Raw genomic sequence first — 19991 nt, 5'->3', positions numbered from 1 at the left:
CCGGCAGTCCCGCGCTCGCGACAGCCGTGCCCTCCGGTGCCGCGAACGGCCCGGTGGCGTAGACGTGAACGGGCACCCGAACCGGCCACTGCATCCCCTGTGAACGCGCCAACCCACGTCAACTGGTTTGACAGCGTTGTCGGTTGAGGCGGTAGAGTCTTGCGCAGACTATTCGACAACGTTGTTGTCGTATCGGCGTTCGCCACAAGCCAGCACCATCCGGGGCAGGTACTCCCCTGGCCTGCTCCGGCTCGCGGACCCGGTGGACCGACCCACCACCACCGGGTCCGCCCTGAGTGGCGATTCAGCCGACCTGGCAGGGCAGGCTCGTCGCCGTGTCGCCGCCGTCGCCCGCGACGACGTATCCGAAGGTCGTGCTCTTGCCCGGATCCAGCGAACCGTTCCAGTCCGCGTTGTGGACCATCACGTCCTGGCCGTTGTAGGTCGCGTTGCCGTTCCACAGGCTGTCGGCCTTCCGGCCGCCCGGCAGCGTCAAGTCGACCATCCAGCCCAGCATCGGGACGTCGCCGGTGTTGGTGACGGTCACCTCTGACTGGTAGCCGCCGCTCCAGCTGCCGGTGGTCCTGCGGACGGCCTCGCACTTGCCCGGTACGGGGTCGGTCGGGTTGCCGGGGTCGTGGATGCCCGTGACCTCGCCGTTGCCGCCGTCGAAGACGACGTCGGAGCAGGAGTAGAAGGTCTCCGTGCTGTCCGAACGCTGCCAGACCATGTAGATGATGTGGCGGCCCGACTTGTTGGCGGGAAGCTGCCCCGTCCAGGAGTAGTTGGCCTCGACCGTGCCCGGGGTGCCGTTGAGCGGCGGGTGGTCGACCGTGAGGAACGGGGCGTCCTCCATGTCGTTCCAGGTGAGCGGCTTGGTCGGGTCGAAGCCGTCCTTGGTGATGTAGACGTGGAACCAACCCGGGTGCGCCGCCCAGGCGTTGTACGAGAAGTCGACGGTCGCGCCCGAGGTGAGATGGGTGAGCGGCCAGTCGTTGCGCGGCGCGTTGAAGCCCGTGAAGTTGGTGTTCCCGCCGCTGCACAGCTGGCCGTCCGGGACGAAGCCGCGGGTGCGGCCGGCGCCGTCGGAGCGCAGCACGGAGAACCAGTTGTAGAACGGCGCGGTACCGCTGACCTGTTGAGCCGCCCTGCAGGCCGGGTTGACCGGTTTGATCTCACCGGTGCCGGTGAGGCCGTCCTGCCAGCACAGGAAGGTGCGGCTGCCGGGCTTCATGGGGGTGCCGTGGGCTTCCGCCCTGCCGCCTGCCGTGACGACGAGGGCGAAGGCGGGGACGGCGGCGAGGAGCGAGACGAGGACGAAGAGGAGTGCTCTGGTCGTTGATCGGTGCGCCGGTCGGTGCGTTTTGATTCTTGTCAGGATCATGACATGTCATTCCTTCAAGTACGCCCCTGGATGCGGGTGTGCGGGTGAGAGCGGGGTGGGGGCGCCCTGCGGGCGGCGGGTTCCGGTCCGCCGTCCTGAATGGGAGCGCTCCCACCCCGTCTGTTGCGGAAAGGTAGCGCCATGGGGCGCGGTTGTAAACGCCTACCGCACCCGTCAATGGCGTCCGCTTCATCACCGGCTCGGGTGGCGGTACCTTCGCGCGCCCCGCCGCAGAGCCTGACCGCCGCCCAGAGCACCGCTCTGAAGGGCATCGCGGCCGACGGCTCCGAGCGAACCTCTCCTTCCTCACGAGGACGGTCACACCGTCGGCACGCTCACCGCCCGGTTCGACAAGCGCGGGCCCTGTGTTCCACCTGAGCGTGGGTGATGGCCCGGGATCTCCCGGGCCCGGACGCGGCGAGGGCCGCATCCTCGGCGTACCGGGGATGCGGCCCTCAACTGCCTTGCCGTGCCGCTTACTTGCGGATCAGGCTGCGCAGCACGTACTGCATGATGCCGCCGTTGCGGTAGTAGTCGGCCTCACCGGGGGTGTCGATGCGGACGACCGCATCGAACTCGACGCCCGTGTCGGTGGTGACCTTGACGGTGCGCGGCGTGGTGCCGTTGTTGAGCTCCTCGACGCCGGTGAAGGAGAAGGTCTCCTCGCCGGTCAGGCCGAGGGAGGAGGCCGAGGCGCCCTCCGGGAACTGCAGCGGCAGGACGCCCATGCCGATGAGGTTCGAGCGGTGGATGCGCTCGTACGACTCGGCGATGACGGCCTTGACGCCGAGGAGGGCCGTGCCCTTGGCCGCCCAGTCGCGGGACGAACCGGAGCCGTACTCCTTGCCGGCCAGGATGGCCAGCGGGATGCCCTGCTCGATGTAGTTGCGCGAGGCGTCGTAGATGAACGACACGGGCCCGTCGGGCTGCGTGAAGTCGCGGGTGTAGCCGCCTTCCGTCCCCGGCGCGATCTGGTTGCGCAGGCGGATGTTGGCGAACGTGCCGCGGATCATGACCTCGTGGTTGCCGCGGCGCGAGCCGTAGCTGTTGAAGTCGCGGCGCTCGACGCCGTGCTCCGTGAGGTACTTGCCGGCCGGGGTGTCCGCCTTGATCGCACCGGCGGGCGAGATGTGGTCCGTCGTCACCGAGTCGCCCAGCTTGGCCAGGACGCGGGCGCCGGAGATGTCGGAGACCGGGGACGGCTCGTGCTGCATGCCCTCGAAGTACGGGGGCTTGCGGACGTAGGTGGACTGCGGGTCCCACTCGAAGGTGTTGCCGGTCGGGATCGGCAGCGCCTGCCACTGGGCGTCGCCCGCGAAGACGTCCTGGTAGGACTTGTTGAACATGTCCTCGCCGATGGCGTTGGCCACGACGTCGTTGACCTCGGCCTCGGAGGGCCAGATGTCCTTCAGGAAGACCGGGTTGCCGTCCTGGTCGATGCCCAGGGCGTCCTTGGTGATGTCCACCTTCATGGAGCCCGCGAGCGCGTACGCGACGACCAGCGGCGGGGAGGCCAGGTAGTTCATCTTGACGTCGGGGTTGATCCGGCCCTCGAAGTTCCGGTTGCCGGAGAGGACCGAGGTGACCGCGAGGTCGTGGTCGTTGACGGCCTTGGAGACCTCCTCCGGCAGCGGGCCGGAGTTGCCGATGCAGGTGGTGCAGCCGTAGCCGACGAGGTTGAAGCCGACCTTGTCGAGGTAGGGGGTGAGCCCCGCCTTGTCGAAGTAGTCGGTGACGACCTTGGAGCCCGGGGCGAGGGTGGTCTTGACCCACGGCTTGCGGGTCAGGCCCTTCTCCACGGCCTTCTTCGCGACGAGCGCGGCGGCGACCATGACGTACGGGTTCGAGGTGTTGGTGCAGGAGGTGATGGCCGCGACCGTCACCGCACCGTGGTCGATCTCGTACGTGGAGCCGTCGGGGGCGGTCACGGTGACCGGGTTGGACGGGGCGCCGTTCGGGGCGACGGCCGGGGCGTCGGAGGCCGGGAAGGACTCCTGACCCGCCTCGTCCACGGCGTCGACGTAGTTGCGTACGTCCGTCTTGAACTGCTCGGCCGCGTTCGCGAGGACGATGCGGTCCTGCGGGCGCTTCGGGCCGGCGATGGAGGGGACGACCGTGGAGAGGTCCAGCTCCAGCTTCTCGGAGAAGTCCGGCTCGGCCTTCGGGTCCAGCCAGAGGCCCTGCTCCTTGGCGTACGACTCGACGAGCGCGACCTGCTGGTCGCTGCGGCCGGTCAGGCGCAGGTACTTCAGGGTCTCGTCGTCGATCGGGAAGATCGCGGCGGTGGAGCCGAACTCCGGCGACATGTTGCCGATGGTGGCGCGGTTCGCGAGGGAGGTGGCGGCGACGCCCTCACCGTAGAACTCGACGAACTTGCCGACGACGCCGTGCTTGCGCAGCATCTCGGTGATGGTGAGCACGAGGTCGGTGGCGGTGGTGCCGGGCTTGAGCTCGCCGGTGAGCTTGAAGCCGACGACGCGCGGGATGAGCATCGAGACGGGCTGGCCGAGCATCGCGGCCTCCGCCTCGATGCCGCCGACGCCCCAGCCCAGCACACCGAGGCCGTTGACCATGGTGGTGTGCGAGTCGGTGCCGACGAGGGTGTCGGGGTACGCCTGGCCGTTACGGACCATGACCGTGCGCGCCAGGTGCTCGATGTTGACCTGGTGGACGATGCCGGTGCCGGGCGGGACGACCTTGAACTCGTCGAAGGCGGTCTGGCCCCAGCGCAGGAACTGGTAGCGCTCCTTGTTGCGGCCGTACTCCAGCTCGACGTTCTGGGCGAAGGCGTCGTTGGTGCCGAACTTGTCGGCGATCACGGAGTGGTCGATGACCAGCTCGGCCGGGGCCAGCGGGTTGATCTTCGCCGGGTCGCCGCCGAGTTCCTTGACGGCCTCACGCATGGTGGCGAGGTCGACGACACAGGGCACGCCGGTGAAGTCCTGCATGATCACACGGGCGGGCGTGAACTGGATCTCCTGGCTGGGCTGCGCCTGGGAGTCCCAGCCGCCGAGGGCGCGGATGTGGTCGGCGGTGATGTTCGCGCCGTCCTCCGTGCGGAGCAGGTTCTCCAGCAGGACCTTGAGGCTGTACGGCAGTCGGGCCGAGCCCTCCACCTTGTCCAGCCGGAAGATCTCGTACGACTCGTCGCCCACCTGCAGCGTGCTGCGGGCGTCGAAGCTGTTCGCCGACACGACAGTCTCCTTCATTGATGTGCGCGTACTCACCACGATCCTGCCGCCACGGCATCCTGCCCGATCCGCTAAGGTAAAGCTAAGTTAGGTAACCCTTACTACCGGACTCGATGGTGGCGTGCGACTGCGGTGCTCCTCGGCAGATATCTCGATGTCGAGATAACTCTAGTACATGGGGCCGGGATGGTCATGCCCGGCCTCCGCGTTGTGACGTCCGGCACGACTTGGCTCACCCGGTGATTATCTGGCCGTACGGGAGCTTCGGCACGGGGAGGGAGCCGACCTTCACGGACTCCGCCGGGAGAGTGGGGTGGGCGACCGGCGACGCGCGGGCCGCACTTCGCCCATCACGTCGCCAAGTCGGGGTAACCGAGGAGTGAGTCCGCTCTCCCGAAGGAGGCACGATGCCCCTCACGTTTCGCAAGAGTTTCCGGATCCTGCCGGGCGTGCGCCTGAACATCAACCGGCGGTCCTGGTCCCTCACCACCGGCGGCAGGAACGGCCCGCGGCACACGCACAGCAGTACAGGACGTCGTACGACATCGATGGATTTGCCCGGACCTTTCGGGTGGCGGCGCACCCGTAGCGCACGGCGGCATTGACGGGCCGTCACCCGAACGGCCCTCCTGGCGGGCCCCATCTCATATCTGAGATAGCCTCAACCTCATGGCAGACGACTACCTCGTACGCATCGGCAAGCTCATCCGTGACGCCCGGCAACACCGAGGCTGGACACAGGCGCAGCTAGCGGAGGCGCTCGGCACCAGCCAGAGCGCCGTCAACCGCATCGAGCGGGGCAACCAAAACATCAGCCTTGAGATGATCGCTCGAATCGGTGAAGCCCTGGAGAGCGAAATCGTCTCACTGGGCTACGCGGGACCGATGCATCTGCGGGTGGTCGGCGGCCGTCGGCTGTCGGGGGCCATCGACGTCAAGACGAGCAAGAACGCGTGCGTGGCGCTGTTGTGTGCGTCCCTCCTCAACAAGGGGCGCACGGTGCTGCGCCGGGTGGCGCGGATCGAGGAGGTCTACCGGCTTCTGGAGGTGCTGAGTTCCATCGGTGTGCGGGCGCGGTGGATCAACGACGGCGTCGACCTGGAGATCGTGCCGCCGGCCGAGCTGAACATGGCGGCGATCGACGCCGACGCCGCCGTACGCACGCGGTCCATCATCATGTTCTTCGGCCCGCTGCTGCACCGCATGGACCGCTTCAAGCTGCCGTACGCCGGCGGTTGCGACCTCGGCACGCGGACCATCGAGCCGCACATGATCGCGCTGCGCCGGTTCGGGCTGGACATCACCGCCACCGAGGGGCAGTACCACGCCCTGGTGGACCGGGCGGTGCGGCCCGACCGGCCGATCGTGCTGACCGAGCGCGGGGACACCGTCACCGAGAACGCGCTGCTGGCCGCCGCCCGGTCCGACGGGGTCAGCGTCATCCGCAACGCGTCCTCCAACTACATGGTCCAGGATCTGTGTTTCTTCCTGGAGACGCTCGGCGTGCGGGTCGAGGGCATCGGCACCACGACGCTCACCGTGCACGGCGTGCCGGACATCGACGTGGACGTGGACTACTCCCCCTCCGAGGACCCGGTCGAGGCGATGAGCCTGCTGGCCGCCGCCGTGGTGACGGAGTCGGAGCTGACGGTGCGTCGCGTGCCCATCGAGTTCCTGGAGATCGAGCTGGCGGTCCTGGAGGAGATGGGGCTCGACCACGACCGTACGCCGGAGTACTTCGCGGACAACGGCCGTACGCGCCTGGTGGACCTCACCGTCCGGCCCTCCAAGCTGGAGGCACCGATCGACAAGATCCACCCGATGCCGTTCCCCGGCCTGAACATCGACAACGTCCCGTTCTTCGCGGCCATCGCCGCCGTCGCGCAGGGCAAGACGCTGATCCACGACTGGGTCTACGACAACCGTGCGATCTACCTGACGGACCTGAACCGCCTCGGCGGGCGCCTCCAGCTCCTCGACCCGCACCGGGTGCTGGTCGAGGGCCCGACCCGCTGGCGTGCCGCCGAGATGATGTGCCCGCCCGCGCTGCGGCCCGCCGTGGTCGTCCTGCTGGCGATGATGGCGGCCGACGGCACGTCCGTGCTGCGCAACGTCTACGTCATCAACCGCGGCTACGAGGACCTCGCCGAGCGACTGAACTCGGTTGGGGCGCAGATCGAGATCTTCCGGGACATTTGATACGCGAATGCCGCCGCACCCCGTCAGACCCGCTACTTAGCGGCCCAGGGAGGGGTGCGGCGGCATCTCTGGGACTTCTCTGGGACTTTGGGCCCACGCTGGGCTACGAGCCGTGCTCCACAGGCTCTGCCGACCCGCCGCGGCTACGCGAAGATCGCGTCGACAGCGGCGCTGCCTCGTGCGCCTGCGCGGGGCAGGAAGTGGGAGTACTTCCTCAGCGTGAACCCGGGGTCGGAACCGAGCAGCCGGACATCATGATGCCCCAGTGCAGCGAGCAGCACGCACACTGCCGCGAACACTGCGGCACGTACCGTACGCGCACACGATCAAGCATCCATGGCTGGCCTCATCCTTGCACCCGAAGTGCGGTCGTTACGGATCAGACGCAAATTGACCAGGTGTCACACTCAAAGGGAACGGTGTGAACTGATACTTGCCGAAGACGGGGAACTCACCGGATGTCCTGGCCGACTCTCTGGAGAGAGATGTCACGGCATTGAGTGAGTTCGACGAAGACGGTCTCTTCACGCTGTCGGTCCGTAACGGAAGCCGCCCGAGGCGGGGGTTCCTCGGGCGGCGGTCTCTGTTCTGACGTCGCATGGTGGACCCACCTCAGTGGGTGAGCGCGTCCTGCGCCTCACCGTCCCTTGCGAGTGCGGCCAGTGCGTCATGCAGGATGCGTACGCCGTCCTGCGTGAGGACTGACTCCGCATGGAACTGCAGAGACTGGAACCACGGTCCGCGCAGAGCGTGGACCTCGCCGCTGTCCGCATCGCGGCACACTTCGACCGTTCCGCCGATGTGTGAGCTATGCACCCGGTCCTCGTCGCTCACCGCGGCAAAGGTGTTGTAGAACCCGACGCGCTCGATGCTGCCGAACAGATCGATCTTCTTCTGGACGCCCTGATTGGGGCTTTCGCGCCGCACGAGAGGCAGGTCGAGCAAGGTGCTCAGGATCTGGTGACTGAGACAGACGGCGAGGAAGGGCCGCCTCTCGTCGAGGAGTTGTCGCAGCACGGCCCTGAGCCGGCCGATCTTGGGCTCGGAGCCGAGTGGGTCGCCCGGACCAGGTCCCATGACGACCAAGTCGTGGTCCTCGATCCGGAAGTCCTCATCGAAGCGACGCACCGTCACCTTCATGCCGGACGCCTGCAGTTGAAGCGCGATCATCGACGTGAAGTTGTCCTCCGCGTCGACGATCAGGACGTCGCGGCCCTGCAGCCGCGGTTCCGGCGCGACGGGTCCCGTCTCCCCACCGAACCAGAACGGCGCAATGGTGGAGTCACGGCGCCCCAGTGCCTCCCGGACTTCCGTCATGTCGGCGAGCCGTGTCCGAGCAGAAGCGCCCAGGGCATTGAGCATGCCGGCAGCCTTTGCCCGGGTCTCGGCCGCCTCGGAGTCCGGGTCGGAGTGGCGGACGACGGTTGCGCCGACGCGCACCTGGACGTGCCCGTCGCTGTCGATATCGGCGGTGCGGATGAGAATGGCCGAGTCCAGGCTCCGTCGCCCTTGGGTGTCTCGCCCGATCAGGGCCGCCACACCGCTGTAGTACTTGCGGCCGGCCGGCTCGTAGCGGTTGATGATGCGGCAGGCGCTCTCCAGCGGGCTGCCGACGACGGTCGGCGCGAACATCGTCTCCCGCAGCAAGTCCCGCACATCCCATGTGGTGCGCCCCTCGATGAGGTATTCGGTGTGCGCCAGGTGTGCCATCTCCTTGAGGAAGGGACCGATGACCCGGCCGCCGTCCTCACAGACCCGGGCCATCATCTTGAGCTCCTCGTCGACCACCATGTAGAGCTCGTCGGTCTCCTTGCGGTCGCCCAGGAATTCGAGAACGCCGTCCAGGGTCGGCCCGGTCGGCGGGTAGCGATAGGTCCCACTGATGGGGTTCATGGTGAGGACGCCGTCGTCCAAGGTGAGGTGACGTTCCGGCGAGGCGCCCAGGAAGGTGCGTTCGCCGGTGTGCACCAGGAACGTCCAGTGCGAGCCCTTCTCGCGTTCGAGCAGGCGGCGGAAGAAGATGAGCGCTTTGTCCGGCGAGTAATCAGGGAGCTCGGCGCAGAAGGTCCTGCTGAGCACGAAGTTGGCGCCCTCGCCTCGTCCGATCTCCTCGCGGACGACCTGCCGGACCAGGTCGGCATACACGGCGTCCTCGACGTCGAAGTGCCCGCCCCGGAGCGCGGCCTGCGTATCGGGGATACGCGCCCGCACCTCGGAGACTGTCAGCCGGGCCTGCTCGGTCACCCGCAGCACCTGCAACGGCTCGCCGTCGTCGACGCAGGCGAAGCCGCGTTCCGCGAGACTGCGATAGGGAACCAGGACCAGCGCCTCATGGTGGGCTTCGCCGACGACGGTTGGCCCGCCGGGCAGCGGGATGTCGGCGAGGGTGGCCGCCTCGGTGACCTCACCGATGAGGACATCGATACGGTCCGCATCAGTGCCCGGCCGGTAAAGCAGCGCAAACGCCGGTGGCCGAGGTCCGAGAACGGCGGCCAGTATGTCGTCCGTCATGCGTGCACCTCCCGCCCGGCGGACGGTGTGCTCCCCGGCGCGGGGAGACCGGCAAGGAGTTGTTTGGTGGTCGTCACCATCGCGCAGCGCTCGGCCGCGTACTGGATCGCCATCCGGTGGTAGGGCCACGAGAAGTCGGCCACGGCATCGGCGACCATGAACGGCTGAATGTCGAAGGAGAAGGCGTCGCAGGCGGTCATCAGCACGCCGATATGAGCGTAGATGCCGCAGACGATCAACTGGTCGCGCTTCTCCTCACGGAGGCGGTGCAAGATGGGCGAGCGATAGAACGCGCTGTACCGCCACTTGAGGAAGACCCAGTCCCCTTCGTCCGGTGCGATGGTGTCGACGACCTCACGTTCCTCGGGGGCCACCGTCATCCCGGGGCCCCAGAAGTCCTTGAGGAGGCCCCGCTGGTCGTCAGTCATCGCGCCCGGCTGCGTGGTGTAGGCCACAGGGATGCCCAGGTCGCGACAGCGCCGGCGAAGCAGGCCGATGTTGCGGACCAGATCGACGGCTGGGGCCTCGCCGCCAGGGAACGCCCCGAGGAAGTATTTCTGCATGTCGTGGATCAACAGCACCGCCCGGTCGGGGTCCACCCCCCATTGCGCGGTGTTCGCCGGCAGATCGCTTGCCTCGGGCATGGGGTAGGGCCGGATCTCCGGCAGCCCCGGGGCAGCGGATGAAGCGTGTGCGCTAGACACCGAGTGTCGCACCCCCGTCCACGGTCAGATCGTGCATGGTGATGTGCCCGGCCTCCTCGGAGAGCAGGAAGAGCGCAGCCCGGGCGATGTCCTCCGGCTGGGCGATCTTGCCCAGCGGAATGCCTACACGGAACTCCTCGGGCACGCCGTCGATCGACGCGCGAGCACTGTCCGCGTCGGTCCACAGTGCCCTCAGCATTTGAGTGTCCGTGGAGCCCGGGGAGAGGATGTTGCAGCGGATGCCGTGCCGCGCGACCTCCAGCGCCAGGCACTTGGTGTACATCGCGGCGGCGGCCTTGGATGCTCCGTAGGCGGCCATGCCGGTACGTGCAGCGCTCGCGGCGTTGGAGGCCAGGGTGACCATGGCGCCTCGGCCCCGGGGAACCATGCGGCCGACAACGGCCCGCGAGACCAGGAAGACTCCGGTGGTGTTGACGGCGAAGGTCCCCGCCCAGTCCTGTTCAGTCAGTTCCTGAGCGGCGGCCGGAATCAGAATGCCGGCCGAGTTCACCAGGAAATCGATGGGCCCGAGTTCGCCCTCCACACGGCTCACGGTCTCCTCCACCTGTGCGGCAGAGCTGACGTCGGCGGCGTAGGCGCGGGCGGACAGTCCGTCGGCTTCCAGTTTGCCGACGCTCTCCGCCAGTTGGTCGCTGCTGCGGTCGACCGCAGCGACACTGGCACCGTGTTCGGCCAGAGCCCGGACAACGGCGCTGCCAATGCCGCCTGCGGCGCCGGTGACCAGGGCGACTCGTCCGTGCCACTGGTTGCTGTTCATGGGTTTCTCCCCCGTCCGGTGTCGATCCGTGCCACAGCGGTCACTTGGCGGCTGCGGCGGCCAAAGCGGGCTCGCCCAGCGTGCGGTCGAGACCTTCCAGAACGCGGCGCAGCCGCTCCATCAAGTCGTGGAACTGTGTGGCGGTCAGTGCCTGGTCCCCGTCGCACAGGGCGCGTGCCGCGTTCGTGTGTACGTCGATCAGCAGCCCGTCGGCGCCCGCGCCGGCGGCGGCGAGGGCCATCGGCAGCACGAGGGCGCGGTGGCCGGTTCCGTGACTGGGGTCGACCACGACGGGCAGGTGGGTGAGCCTCTTGGCCACCGACACGGCGGCGAGATCGAGAGTGAAGCGCGTGCTGGGCTCGAAGGTCCGGACACCGCGCTCGCACAGCACGACGTTGGTATTGCCCTCGCGCAGGATGTACTCCGCCGCGCCCAGCCACTCCTCCACGGTGCAGCCGAAGCCCCGCTTGAGCAGAACCGGCTTGTGGCTCCTGCCGACCTCGGTGAGGAGGGCGTAGTTCTGTGCGTTGCGCGCGCCGATCTGGAACATGTCGACGTACTCGGACATGTGCTCCACGTCGCGCGGGTCGACGACCTCGGACACGACCGGAAGTCCGGTGCCCCGAGAGACCTCGGCCAGCAGCATCAGACCCTCTCGCCCTGTGCCCTGGAAGGAGTGGGGCGAGGTCCGCGGCTTATAGGCCCCGCCGCGCAGTACCTCGGCACCTGCGCCCCCGACCACGTCGGCCACGGACGCAAGCTGTTCGCGGCTCTCGACAGCGCACGGCCCGGCCATGACGGTGAACCGGGTGCCGCCGAAGGAGGCGTCCCCGACCCGGACCACGGTGTCGTCCGGGAAGTTCGTGCGCTGAGTCAGCGGACTCCCCTTCAGGGGAAAAACGACCCCGCTGACGGGGGGCAGTTCCCGCACCCTCTCCACCAGCTCCGCGTCGCTCGTGTCCACCAGCAGGATGCTCTTGCTTCCGATGCGGGCACTGAGGATCTCCTGGACGCCCCAGTCGGCGAGAGACTTGCGGACCGCGTCGCAGCCCCGGGTTCCCTCTTCCTCGATGGTGACGATCACGTGCATTTCCTCCCCGGAATCAGCAAACAGGGGCCAGGCGGCAGGTTCACGAGATGCTGGCCGAATCCCCCTGGTAATGGCTCCAGTGTTCAGGCGCGGTTCGCAGGCGGGGCGTCCGGCGCTGAACACGTCGACTCCCGTACTGGTGAACGGATTTGTACTGGTGGCCCGCTCCGGCGGCGTCGGTACGGACGGCGCCACCTGCGCCGGTACGGGAAGCAGTCCCGCAGCGCAACGCGTCATGACACGGCTTTGCGGATCTGGAAGCGCTCGTGCCGGTACTCGCCCGAGTCCACCACCGCACGCAGCGTGGACACTGCATGGTGGATGTCCCTGTAGGACGTGTAGAGGCTGTTGAATCCGAAGCGCAGCAGCCCGGGTGGCCGCACGTCTCCCACGATGCCGTGCTCGGTCAGGCATGCCATCAGCGCGTGTGCGTCCGGATGGCTCAGGGAGACATGGCTGCCGCGACGCTCCGCCTGCCGCGGGCTCGCGACGCCGAAACCCCGTCCTTCGAGGAGATCGTCGGCGCAGCTGATGAAGAAGTCTCCCAGTGCGGCGTTCTTGGCGCGTATGTCGCCGAGGTTCACGCCGTCGAAGACATCAAGTGCCGCATCGAGCGCGAGCATGGAAAGCACAGGAGGCGTGCCCACCCGCGCCCGGGAGATGCCGGACGCCGGCGCGAAGGTGTCCTCCATGGCGAACGGGCGGGCGTGCCCATGCCAGCCGGTGACCGGATGGTCGAAGGCGTCCTGGTGGCGCGCGGCGACGTAGATGAAGGCGGGGGCACCCGGACCGCCGCTGAGGTACTTGTAGGTGCATCCGACCGCCAGGTCGACCCCGTCCCGGTCCAGATGTACCGGAATTGCTCCGACCGCATGGCACAGGTCCCACACCGCCACCGCACCGGCCTGGTGGGCCCGCCGGGTGATGCCTGGGATGTCCCACAACTCCCCGGTGCGATAGTCGACCGCGCCATAGGCGACCGCGGCCACCTGTTCCCCGTGCTCCTGGAGCACGTGTTCCAGGTCCTTGACCGGGGCTTCGATCACGTCGACGTCGAGGAGCCGTCCGACCGAGGCGGCGAGATACCGGTCGGTCGGAAAGTGCGCGGAGTCGGTGACCAGAATCCGGCGGTCCGGACGCAGACGCACCGCTGCCGCCAAGGCATTGAAGATCTGAACCGAGGTGGACTCCCCCACGACCGTCTGCCCCGGCACCGCTCCGACCAGATGGCCGATCCGGTCACCCAGGCGCAGCGGCGCCTCCCACCACCCGTCGTCGTTCCATGCGCGAATCAGACGCTCTCCCCACTCCTGCGTGACGCCCCGGGCCACTCGTTCCGGAACGGCTGCGTGCAAAGCGCCCAATGAATTACCGTCGAGATATACGATCCCCTCGGGCAGCAGAAAATGTTTGCGCAGCGCCGCCAAGGAATCGCCGCTGTCCATCAGCTCTGCCTTCTCGTGCAGATGCTCCACGAAATTACCTCCAGTTCGAATGATCAAGGAGAAGAGATGTCCGGATTTGCCGGAATGAGCCAGGAGGAGCTGGACCGGGAGTATTCCCCCAGTTCCTGCGCGCCGGAATACGGAGCCATACTCGCCCGGTACCGCGAGGAGAGCACCCGGGCTCTGGAGACTCTCCAGTGCCGAACCGATCTTCGCTACGGGCCGGGTCCCGCCGAGACGCTGCATTTCTTTCCCGCGGACCGCGGATCTGCGCCGCTGCTGGTATTCGTCCATGGCGGGCACTGGCAGGAGTCGAGCAAGGAGGACTCATGCTTCGCCGCCCCGCAGCTCGTGGCGGCGGGTGCCGCCTTCGCCGCCATCGGCTATGGCCTGGCTCCCGGCCACAGCCTGCCGTCCATGGTCGCCTCGGTGCGCCGGGGCTTGGAATGGCTGCGCGAACAGGCACCGGACCTGCGCATCGATCCCGACCGGATCTTCGTCAGCGGCAGCTCGGCAGGGGCCCACCTCACCGCGGCGGCCCTGTCCTCGATCGCCGGCCGCTCCTCGGAAGCCGCGGGAGCTTTCCTGCTCAGCGGGGTCTACGACCTGGAACCGGTGCGCCACAGTTACGTGAACAAGGCGGTCGGCCTGGATGCGGCGACCGCCGCGGCATTCAGCCCTCTGCACGGTCTCCCCCTTGCTGCTCGGTCGGTGATCGTGGCCCGTGGCGGCGCCGAGACTCGCGAGTACGCCCGTCAGCACGACGGCTTGGTGGCCGCTCTGCACCGGACCGGGCAAACGCCCCTCGACCTCGTGGAACACGCGCGCAACCACTTCGACCTGCCCTTCGATCTGGGCCGGCGAGGTACCACGCTGGGCGACGCCGTGCTGTCCCGGATGGGCCTCGGCTGATTCTGCAACTCCGTTCGCCACGGGTGCGGGAGTACCTCCCGTAGCCGTTCCGGAATTACCGGGCAAACCCCGCACTGAAGCTGCGCCACCAGCGGATATCCATTAGCGACTACGGGAAATAGCTCGTCTCTCCCCCTGCCGAGAACGGCCGTGTGGGCTAGCGATACTGGCGTTGCCGACCGCACGTCCACGCATGCCCATCAGGGGGAATAAGGTCGTGAATTACTTCGAGCTCTCGGCGCCCGGCGAAGACATACAGAAGGCGCTGAGCGAATGGCTGGACGAATATGTCGATGCGCCACATCCCGATCTCGGCCGCGACGGCCCTGTATGCCCCTTTGTGGGACCTTCGCTTCGATCCAACTCGCTGAAGATTCTCAGCTACTCCTGGTCGGGTGAATACGAACTTCCGACCATGGTCGACCTGATCCACTCGGCCGCAGAAACATTCCGCTGGACTCAGTGGGAGTCCTCGAACACCAACCTGCACTCGCTGGTGGTGGTCATCGAAGGGCTCCCGGAAGACGCCTGGTGGCTGATCGACGAGGGACACAAAGTCGCCAAGGACGACATCGTCTCCAAAGGCATGATGCTCGGTCAGTTCCACCCGCTGTGCAACGAACCCGCGGCGCGCAACCCGCTGTTCCCGGTCAACCGATCGCCGTACCCGCTGTACGCCATACGCAACATGGCCCTGCACGACGTGCTCTTCCTGCACGACAACCCGGCCTGGTTCCGCGACTACCGAGAGCGCTTCGGGCACCGCTACGAGGGCGGTGCACGCATGGACCCGCACTTCAGCACCCTGTACTCCGCAGCCTCCGCGCGCTGGGACCGTACGGCCGCCGACCGTTGGGAGGCGGGCCGATGATGACCTCTCCTCAGGCCGACGCCGCGCGATGCCCCTATGCAGCGGACGCACAGGATCACGCCCCGTACGTGTCCTACGCCCATATGGACAAGCTGCACGCCCTGGCGGAGCCACGCACCGATTCTCCGCTGGAACTGTCGTTCATCCTGCTCAGCCATGTGAAAGAACTGCTCTTCCGCATGGTCTACGTTGAGCTCGACCAGGCCCGCTCGCACCTTCGGGCCGACCGGACGGACGCCGCCGGCCGTGCTCTGCAGCGTGCCGTTCGCAGCCAGCGGGTGCTCGTCGCCTCGTGGGAGGCCATGAACGGGATGTCGGTGGACGAGTTCCTCGACTTCCGCGACATCCTGGGAGAAGCCTCCGGCACGCAGTCCTACATGTACCGGACGCTCGAGTTCGCCATGGGAAACAAGGATCCTCAGGCGGTACGCCAAGCCGAGGCGCATCTGCATCTCTACCCGGGTCTCAAGGACGAGTTGCACGGGCCGAGCCTGTACGACGAGGCGCTGGCCTTCCTGGCCCGGCGCGGCCTGCCTGTCCCGGCGTCGGTCCTGGACAGGGACGTGACCAAGCAGTACCAGCCGGACCCAGCGGTGGAGGATGCCTGGAAACAGGTCTACCGCAGCCCGACCGACCATCCGGAGGAGCTTCGCCTCGCTGAGCTGCTCATCGAGGTCGCCTACCAGTTCTCACACTGGCGCTCCACACACCTACTGGTGGTCGAGCGGATGCTCGGCAGCAAGGTGGGTACCGCCGGCACCGACGGTGTCGCCTGGCTGCGCACCGTGAACGAGCACCGCTTCTTCTCCGAGCTCTGGTCTGTGCGCACCTCCCTGTGACGCTCCGGCCGATACGAACCTCCACTCACCCCTTTATCGATGGGAGACCGATCGTGTCCGTTCCCGCCCCCCTGTCCATGGATGGGATGGTGCCCATCCTGTTCGGGCACGCAGCCTTCCAACAGCTCCACGCTGCCTCGGAGTTGGGACTCCTGGAACTCCTGCACGAACAGGGCCCCCTGGGCAAGCAGCGCATCGCGAAGGAGCTGCGCCTCAGCAATCGCTCGGTCGACCTGCTGCTTCTGGGCACCACCTCGCTCGGAGTCACCACGAAGACGGCTGACGAGTACCGCAACGCCGAGGTGATCGAGGGGCTCTTCACCGAGGGGGCCTGGGAGATCATCCGGGACATCATCGAGTTCCAGGCCCGCGTGTCCTATGTGCCGGCTTCGGACTACGTCGAGTCCCTGCGCAGCGGGGAGAACGTCGGGATCCGGCACTTCCCCGGTGAAACCCGCGACCTGTACACGAGGCTCGGCAACGTACCCGGACTGGAAGAGCTCTTCTACCGGTGCATGAACTCCTGGTCACGGCTGTCCAACCCGGTGTTGGTGGACAAGGCCGACTACTCGGGTGTCCGCCACCTGCTGGATGTGGGCGGCGGCGACGCCGTCAACGCCATCGCCCTGGCGACGGCGCACCCGCATCTGTCCATCACCGTCCTGGACCGGCCTGGTGCCCTCGCCGTGGCGCGCGAGCGCATCCGCGAACACGGCCTGGAGAACCGCGTCTTCCTGCACGCGGCGGACATCTTCGACGACGACTACCCGACGGGCCACGACTGCGTTCTGTTCGCCCACCAGCTGGTGATCTGGTCACCCGACCAGAACCGCGCCCTGCTGCGCAAGGCGCATCAGGCGCTGGAGCCGGGCGGATCGGTACTGATCTTCAACGCCTTCTCCGACGACGACGGCCGCGGCCCCCTGTACGCGGGTCTGGACAACGTCTACTTCGCCACGCTGCCCTTCAAGGGCAGCACGCTGTACCCATGGTGCGACTACGAGGCGTGGTTGGTGGAGGTCGGGTTCACCAGCGTCAGCCGGATCACGAGCGGTACGTGGACACCGCACGGCGTGGTCAGGGCCCTGCGAGGCTGAGCGGGAAAGAAGGCCCCGGTGGGGAGCAGTTACGCTCCCCACCGGGGCCTTCGTCTGTTTCTCGTGCCTCAGTAGTAGAGGACCGCGTTGTCCCAGTCCTCCTCGGGGCCGAACAGGCCGCGGGGCTTGAGGACGTCACCGTTGGAGGTCAGGACGGAGGGCGGTACGAGGCTGCCGGGCGGCAGCCCTTCGACCACGCAGGGGACGTGCAACTGGCGGTCGATGGCCTGGCTGAGCTCGCCGACGGCATCGTGCCGCCAGTCCGGAGGCACCTCGATCTGCACATGGAGCTGGTCCGGCTTCGCCTTGGCCCGCCAGAAGAGGACCTCGTGCTTCTGCGGAAGTCCGAAGACGAGTTCCTCGAGCGCGTTCTGCGTCACCACACCGTCGCGCACCGGATATCCGAAGGCGGAGCGCCCCAGGACGCGGACCGTGGGCAGCCGCCATCCGCAGGGGCATTCCTGGTGGGAGATCTCCACATCGTCGGCGAGGTTGTAGCGCAGCAGCGGCATGGCCTCCCGATACAGCGGGGTCACGACGAGCTGACCCGCCCCTTCGTCCCGGACCTCGCCGGTCTCGGGGACGTACACCTCGAAGACGGCGCGGTCGGCCCAGAGATGGAGCCGGCCCTCCGGGCACTGGCCCGCCAGGCTGCCGGTCTCGGTGGAGCCGTATTCCTCCACCACGGGGACGTTCCAGATGCTGCTGATCCGTCGCCTGCGTGCCGGGCTGAGCGGCTCGCCGCCGACGAACATGGCGCGCAGAGCGGGAAAGTCCTTCTCGGGGTGGTGGCCGGCGGCGCGTGCTGCCGCCGCCCACAGCAGGGTCTCGGTCGGGTTCGACCAGGTGAGCGTCACGTCCAGGTCGTGCAGTACGCGCACGACCCGGGCATGCGGCATGGCGGCTGAGCGGCTGTCCCCCGGTACCACGGTGGCGCCCTTGAGGCGTCCGGCAGCGTGCGCCAGATGTCCCGTGATCATCAGTGCGTAGGGAGTGCGGACCAGGAAGGTGTCGTCCGGGGAGATGTCCACCCACTTGCGCGCGTACCGTTCGGCCAGGTCCTCCCAGTCGGCAGCCGTGTAATAGGAGGCCGTGGGGTGCCCGGAGGTGCCGCTCGACTCGTGGTACGTGGCAAGCTCCGCGCGGGGGACGGCCAGAAGTCCGAAGGGGTACTGGTCACGCAGGTCCTGCTTGGTGGTCAGGTCGATTTCCCGCAGTCCCGTGAGTGTTCCGGGAACGGTTCGACCGGCGAGCCGGTCACGGTAGAAGGGTGACCGGGCTGCTGCGGCGAAAAGAGCGGGTAGGCGCTGCTCCTGAAGCCGGCGCAGTTCCTCGAAGCTGCGCCACCCGCCTATGTCCGGGCGCTCGTCGGGCATGTTCACTCTCCTTTCAACAAGGTGGTGACCGTGCGTCGTGGTGCACGGTCGGAGACCAGGTATTCCCCGACGAGTACGGCGTCCGCGCCGGCGTCCGCGTAGGCGACCACGTCGTCGGGGCCTCGGACGCCGGACTCGGCGACCAACACGCTCCCCTTCGGGGCAAGCGGGGCGAGACGTGCGAAGGCCGTCCGGTCGACCTGCAAGGTCCCCAGGTCCCGGGCGTTGATGCCGATCACAGACGCCCCGACGTCGATGGCGCGACGAAGCTCCTCTTCGTTGTGCGTCTCGACCAGAGGGGTCATGCCGAGTTCCTGCACGAGATCCAGCAGGCGAGCCAGGTCGGGTTGGTCGAGAGCCGCCACGATCAGGAGCACCATGTCTGCGCCGTGGGCACGCGATTCCCACACCTGGTACGACGAGACGACGAAGTCCTTCCTGAGTACAGGAATGCGGACACGGGAGCGCACGGCGTCGAGGTCGGCCAGACTGCCGCTGAAATGCCGGCGCTCGGTCAGCACGCTGACGGCTGCGGCGCCTCCCGCCTCGTAGTCGGCTGCGAGGGCTCCTGGATCCGGGATGGCGGCAAGGGGGCCTGCGGCCGGGCTGGAGCGCTTCACTTCGGCGAGGAGCCGAATCCCGTCGGTCCTGCGCAGCGCCGTGACTCCGTCGAGGGGATCAGGTGCCTTGGCGGCCAAATCCTGGAGGCGGGTGAGCGGTTGGCGGCGGACCTGTTCTCGCAGGTCCGTCCGGGTCTGATCAACAATGCGATCAAGTACGTTCATGGGCGGCCCTCCGGGCGAGCGGGGTGTCGAGGCCGAACGGCACGGACTACTTGGCGACCTTGTCCACGAGCTCGGTGGCCCAGTTGGGGTCGTAGTTCTCCAGCACCGGGAAGCCGTTGCCGCCCACGATGGGCGGGCGCCCCGTCCAGTGGTACGTCACACCGGGGTTGTGCCGGTCGTATCCGGTGGCGGTGAACACGTGGGGGCTTCCTTGGACATCGGTTCGTTCCGCGCGCTGCCACTGTTCGTACACGGTCTGCCGTCCCCCTCCGCGAGCCATCGCGTCCGCGAGAGCGGTTTCGTCCACATGAACGCACGAGGCGGCGACCTCCAGGATTACCGAGTGGATGCTGATGCACCGGTTGTCGACGTAGAAGGCCCGTCGCAGCGCGAAGTCCAGTTCGCTGCTGGCGCGGAGGCCACCGACTTCGGGGTCCTTGGCCGCCTGGACGGCTTCCAGCGCAGGCAGAGTGGTGACCGGGAAGGTGTGTTCGGGCGCGTCCCACAGCCGCCACCCGAGTTCGGGTACACGTCCGGCGATGATCACCATCTCGGCGTCGATGATGCTCTTGGGTGTCGGCATCTGGTTGAACAGTTCCAGAGGGAAGGCCCGGTGGTCGATGTGAAGCTCCACGCCCTGCTCCAGTGCCTGTGTTCGCAGGGTGTGAAGTGCCAGGGTGGCCCATGGGCAGCCGATGTCGGACCAGACAGTGACCGTCCCTGGCTGCGGGTTGACCAGGTCGTCGTCCGCAGTGGTCATGATTGAGATTCCTTCAGGCGGGGCACGGGGACGCCTGCTGTGCGGCGTC

General features: G+C 67.5%; 17 protein-coding genes. 6 read left to right on the top strand and 11 right to left on the bottom strand.

The features are described 5' to 3' along the window. Positions 1-304 precede the first annotated feature (304 nt). Both ACYUED_RS33590 and acnA read right to left on the bottom strand, forming a co-directional pair. Positions 305-1384, bottom strand: a complete 1080-nt coding sequence (locus tag ACYUED_RS33590; protein WP_491288309.1) for a lytic polysaccharide monooxygenase — start codon at positions 1382-1384, stop codon at positions 305-307. Between the two features lie 476 nt (positions 1385-1860). Further along, on the bottom strand, positions 1861-4578 hold the full coding sequence (acnA, locus tag ACYUED_RS33585) for an aconitate hydratase AcnA (protein ID WP_491288307.1): 2718 nt from the start codon (positions 4576-4578) through the stop codon (positions 1861-1863). A gap of 404 nt (positions 4579-4982) precedes the next feature. Here acnA and ACYUED_RS33580 point away from each other — a divergent pair, with 404 nt between their 5' ends. Both ACYUED_RS33580 and ACYUED_RS33575 read left to right on the top strand, forming a co-directional pair. After that, positions 4983-5180 (top strand): DUF4236 domain-containing protein, encoded by a 198-nt coding sequence (locus tag ACYUED_RS33580; RefSeq protein WP_266685519.1) that lies wholly within the window; start codon positions 4983-4985, stop codon positions 5178-5180. Between the two features lie 64 nt (positions 5181-5244). Continuing rightward, positions 5245-6774, top strand: a complete 1530-nt coding sequence (locus ACYUED_RS33575; RefSeq protein ID WP_491288303.1) for a helix-turn-helix domain-containing protein — start codon at positions 5245-5247, stop codon at positions 6772-6774. A gap of 143 nt (positions 6775-6917) precedes the next feature. On the opposite strand, the gene ACYUED_RS33570 is transcribed toward ACYUED_RS33575, so the two are convergent. The 6 genes from ACYUED_RS33570 to kynU all read right to left on the bottom strand — a co-directional run bounded on the left by ACYUED_RS33570 (position 6918) and on the right by kynU (position 13302). Continuing rightward, positions 6918-7073, bottom strand: a complete 156-nt coding sequence (locus tag ACYUED_RS33570) for a hypothetical protein (protein WP_491288301.1) — start codon at positions 7071-7073, stop codon at positions 6918-6920. Positions 7074-7386: 313 nt separating this feature from the next. Continuing rightward, a complete protein-coding gene (locus ACYUED_RS33565; protein WP_491288299.1) occupies positions 7387-9285 on the bottom strand; it encodes an anthranilate synthase family protein in 1899 nt (632 codons plus the stop codon). Beyond that, positions 9282-9929: an isochorismatase family protein gene (locus ACYUED_RS33560; protein WP_491288297.1), complete on the bottom strand. Its 648-nt coding sequence runs from the start codon at positions 9927-9929 to the stop codon at positions 9282-9284. The genes ACYUED_RS33565 and ACYUED_RS33560 overlap by 4 nt, the downstream gene beginning before the upstream one ends. Before the next feature lie 52 nt (positions 9930-9981). Beyond that, positions 9982-10767, bottom strand: coding sequence for a 2,3-dihydro-2,3-dihydroxybenzoate dehydrogenase (locus ACYUED_RS33555; protein WP_491288295.1), 786 nt, complete (start codon positions 10765-10767; stop codon positions 9982-9984). 40 nt (positions 10768-10807) lie between these two features. Beyond that, on the bottom strand, positions 10808-11851 hold the full coding sequence (gene aroF / locus ACYUED_RS33550) for a 3-deoxy-7-phosphoheptulonate synthase (protein WP_491288293.1): 1044 nt from the start codon (positions 11849-11851) through the stop codon (positions 10808-10810). A gap of 239 nt (positions 11852-12090) precedes the next feature. Then, a complete protein-coding gene (gene kynU / locus ACYUED_RS33545; RefSeq protein ID WP_491294544.1) occupies positions 12091-13302 on the bottom strand; it encodes a kynureninase in 1212 nt (403 codons plus the stop codon). Between the two features lie 66 nt (positions 13303-13368). On the opposite strand from kynU, the gene ACYUED_RS33540 reads away from it, so the two are divergent. From ACYUED_RS33540 to ACYUED_RS33525, 4 genes are all read left to right on the top strand, one after another. Then, complete coding sequence (locus tag ACYUED_RS33540) at positions 13369-14214, top strand: alpha/beta hydrolase (RefSeq protein ID WP_491288291.1); 846 nt, start codon at positions 13369-13371, stop codon at positions 14212-14214. A gap of 217 nt (positions 14215-14431) precedes the next feature. Continuing rightward, entirely contained in the window at positions 14432-15085 is a 654-nt protein-coding gene (locus ACYUED_RS33535; protein ID WP_491288289.1) for a DUF6875 domain-containing protein, read from the top strand. Next, entirely contained in the window at positions 15082-15924 is an 843-nt protein-coding gene (locus ACYUED_RS33530) for a tryptophan 2,3-dioxygenase (protein WP_491288287.1), read from the top strand. The genes ACYUED_RS33535 and ACYUED_RS33530 overlap by 4 nt, the downstream gene beginning before the upstream one ends. A gap of 53 nt (positions 15925-15977) precedes the next feature. Beyond that, entirely contained in the window at positions 15978-17021 is a 1044-nt protein-coding gene (locus ACYUED_RS33525) for a methyltransferase (RefSeq protein ID WP_491288285.1), read from the top strand. 68 nt (positions 17022-17089) lie between these two features. Here the strand turns inward: ACYUED_RS33525 and ACYUED_RS33520 are convergent, their stop codons facing one another. The 3 genes from ACYUED_RS33520 to ACYUED_RS33510 are packed head-to-tail and all read right to left on the bottom strand — an operon-like array spanning position 17090 to position 19942. Then, a complete protein-coding gene (locus tag ACYUED_RS33520) occupies positions 17090-18397 on the bottom strand; it encodes a phenylacetate--CoA ligase family protein (RefSeq protein WP_491288284.1) in 1308 nt (435 codons plus the stop codon). Positions 18398-18399: 2 nt separating this feature from the next. Then, positions 18400-19182, bottom strand: coding sequence for an indole-3-glycerol phosphate synthase TrpC (gene trpC, locus ACYUED_RS33515; protein WP_491288281.1), 783 nt, complete (start codon positions 19180-19182; stop codon positions 18400-18402). Between the two features lie 46 nt (positions 19183-19228). Continuing rightward, positions 19229-19942 carry a DsbA family oxidoreductase gene (locus ACYUED_RS33510; RefSeq protein WP_491288279.1) on the bottom strand — a complete coding sequence of 238 codons (714 nt, stop codon included), beginning with the start codon at positions 19940-19942 and terminating at the stop codon, positions 19229-19231. Positions 19943-19991: the final 49 nt, after the last annotated feature.

The sequence above is a fragment of the Streptomyces sp. DF42 genome (assembly GCF_058267695.1).
The sequence above is the reverse complement of the archived record's forward strand: the minus strand, read 5'-3'. Positions and strand labels throughout refer to the sequence as shown.

Bases quoted from the DNA above. Each gene is read 5' to 3' on its own strand.
- ACYUED_RS33590 (WP_491288309.1), bottom strand. From the start codon at position 1,384: ATGATCCTGACAAGAATCAAAACGCACCGACCGGCGCACCGATCAACG.
- ACYUED_RS33520 (WP_491288284.1), bottom strand. From the start codon at position 18,397: ATGCCCGACGAGCGCCCGGACATAGGCGGGTGGCGCAGCTTCGAGGAA.
- ACYUED_RS33565 (WP_491288299.1), bottom strand. From the start codon at position 9,285: ATGACGGACGACATACTGGCCGCCGTTCTCGGACCTCGGCCACCGGCG.
- ACYUED_RS33555 (WP_491288295.1), bottom strand. From the start codon at position 10,767: ATGAACAGCAACCAGTGGCACGGACGAGTCGCCCTGGTCACCGGCGCC.
- ACYUED_RS33530 (WP_491288287.1), top strand. From the start codon at position 15,082: ATGATGACCTCTCCTCAGGCCGACGCCGCGCGATGCCCCTATGCAGCG.
- ACYUED_RS33560 (WP_491288297.1), bottom strand. From the start codon at position 9,929: ATGCCCGAGGCAAGCGATCTGCCGGCGAACACCGCGCAATGGGGGGTG.
- trpC (WP_491288281.1), bottom strand. From the start codon at position 19,182: ATGAACGTACTTGATCGCATTGTTGATCAGACCCGGACGGACCTGCGA.
- ACYUED_RS33540 (WP_491288291.1), top strand. From the start codon at position 13,369: ATGTCCGGATTTGCCGGAATGAGCCAGGAGGAGCTGGACCGGGAGTAT.
- ACYUED_RS33510 (WP_491288279.1), bottom strand. From the start codon at position 19,942: ATGACCACTGCGGACGACGACCTGGTCAACCCGCAGCCAGGGACGGTC.
- kynU (WP_491294544.1), bottom strand. From the start codon at position 13,302: ATGGACAGCGGCGATTCCTTGGCGGCGCTGCGCAAACATTTTCTGCTG.
- ACYUED_RS33580 (WP_266685519.1), top strand. From the start codon at position 4,983: ATGCCCCTCACGTTTCGCAAGAGTTTCCGGATCCTGCCGGGCGTGCGC.
- ACYUED_RS33575 (WP_491288303.1), top strand. From the start codon at position 5,245: ATGGCAGACGACTACCTCGTACGCATCGGCAAGCTCATCCGTGACGCC.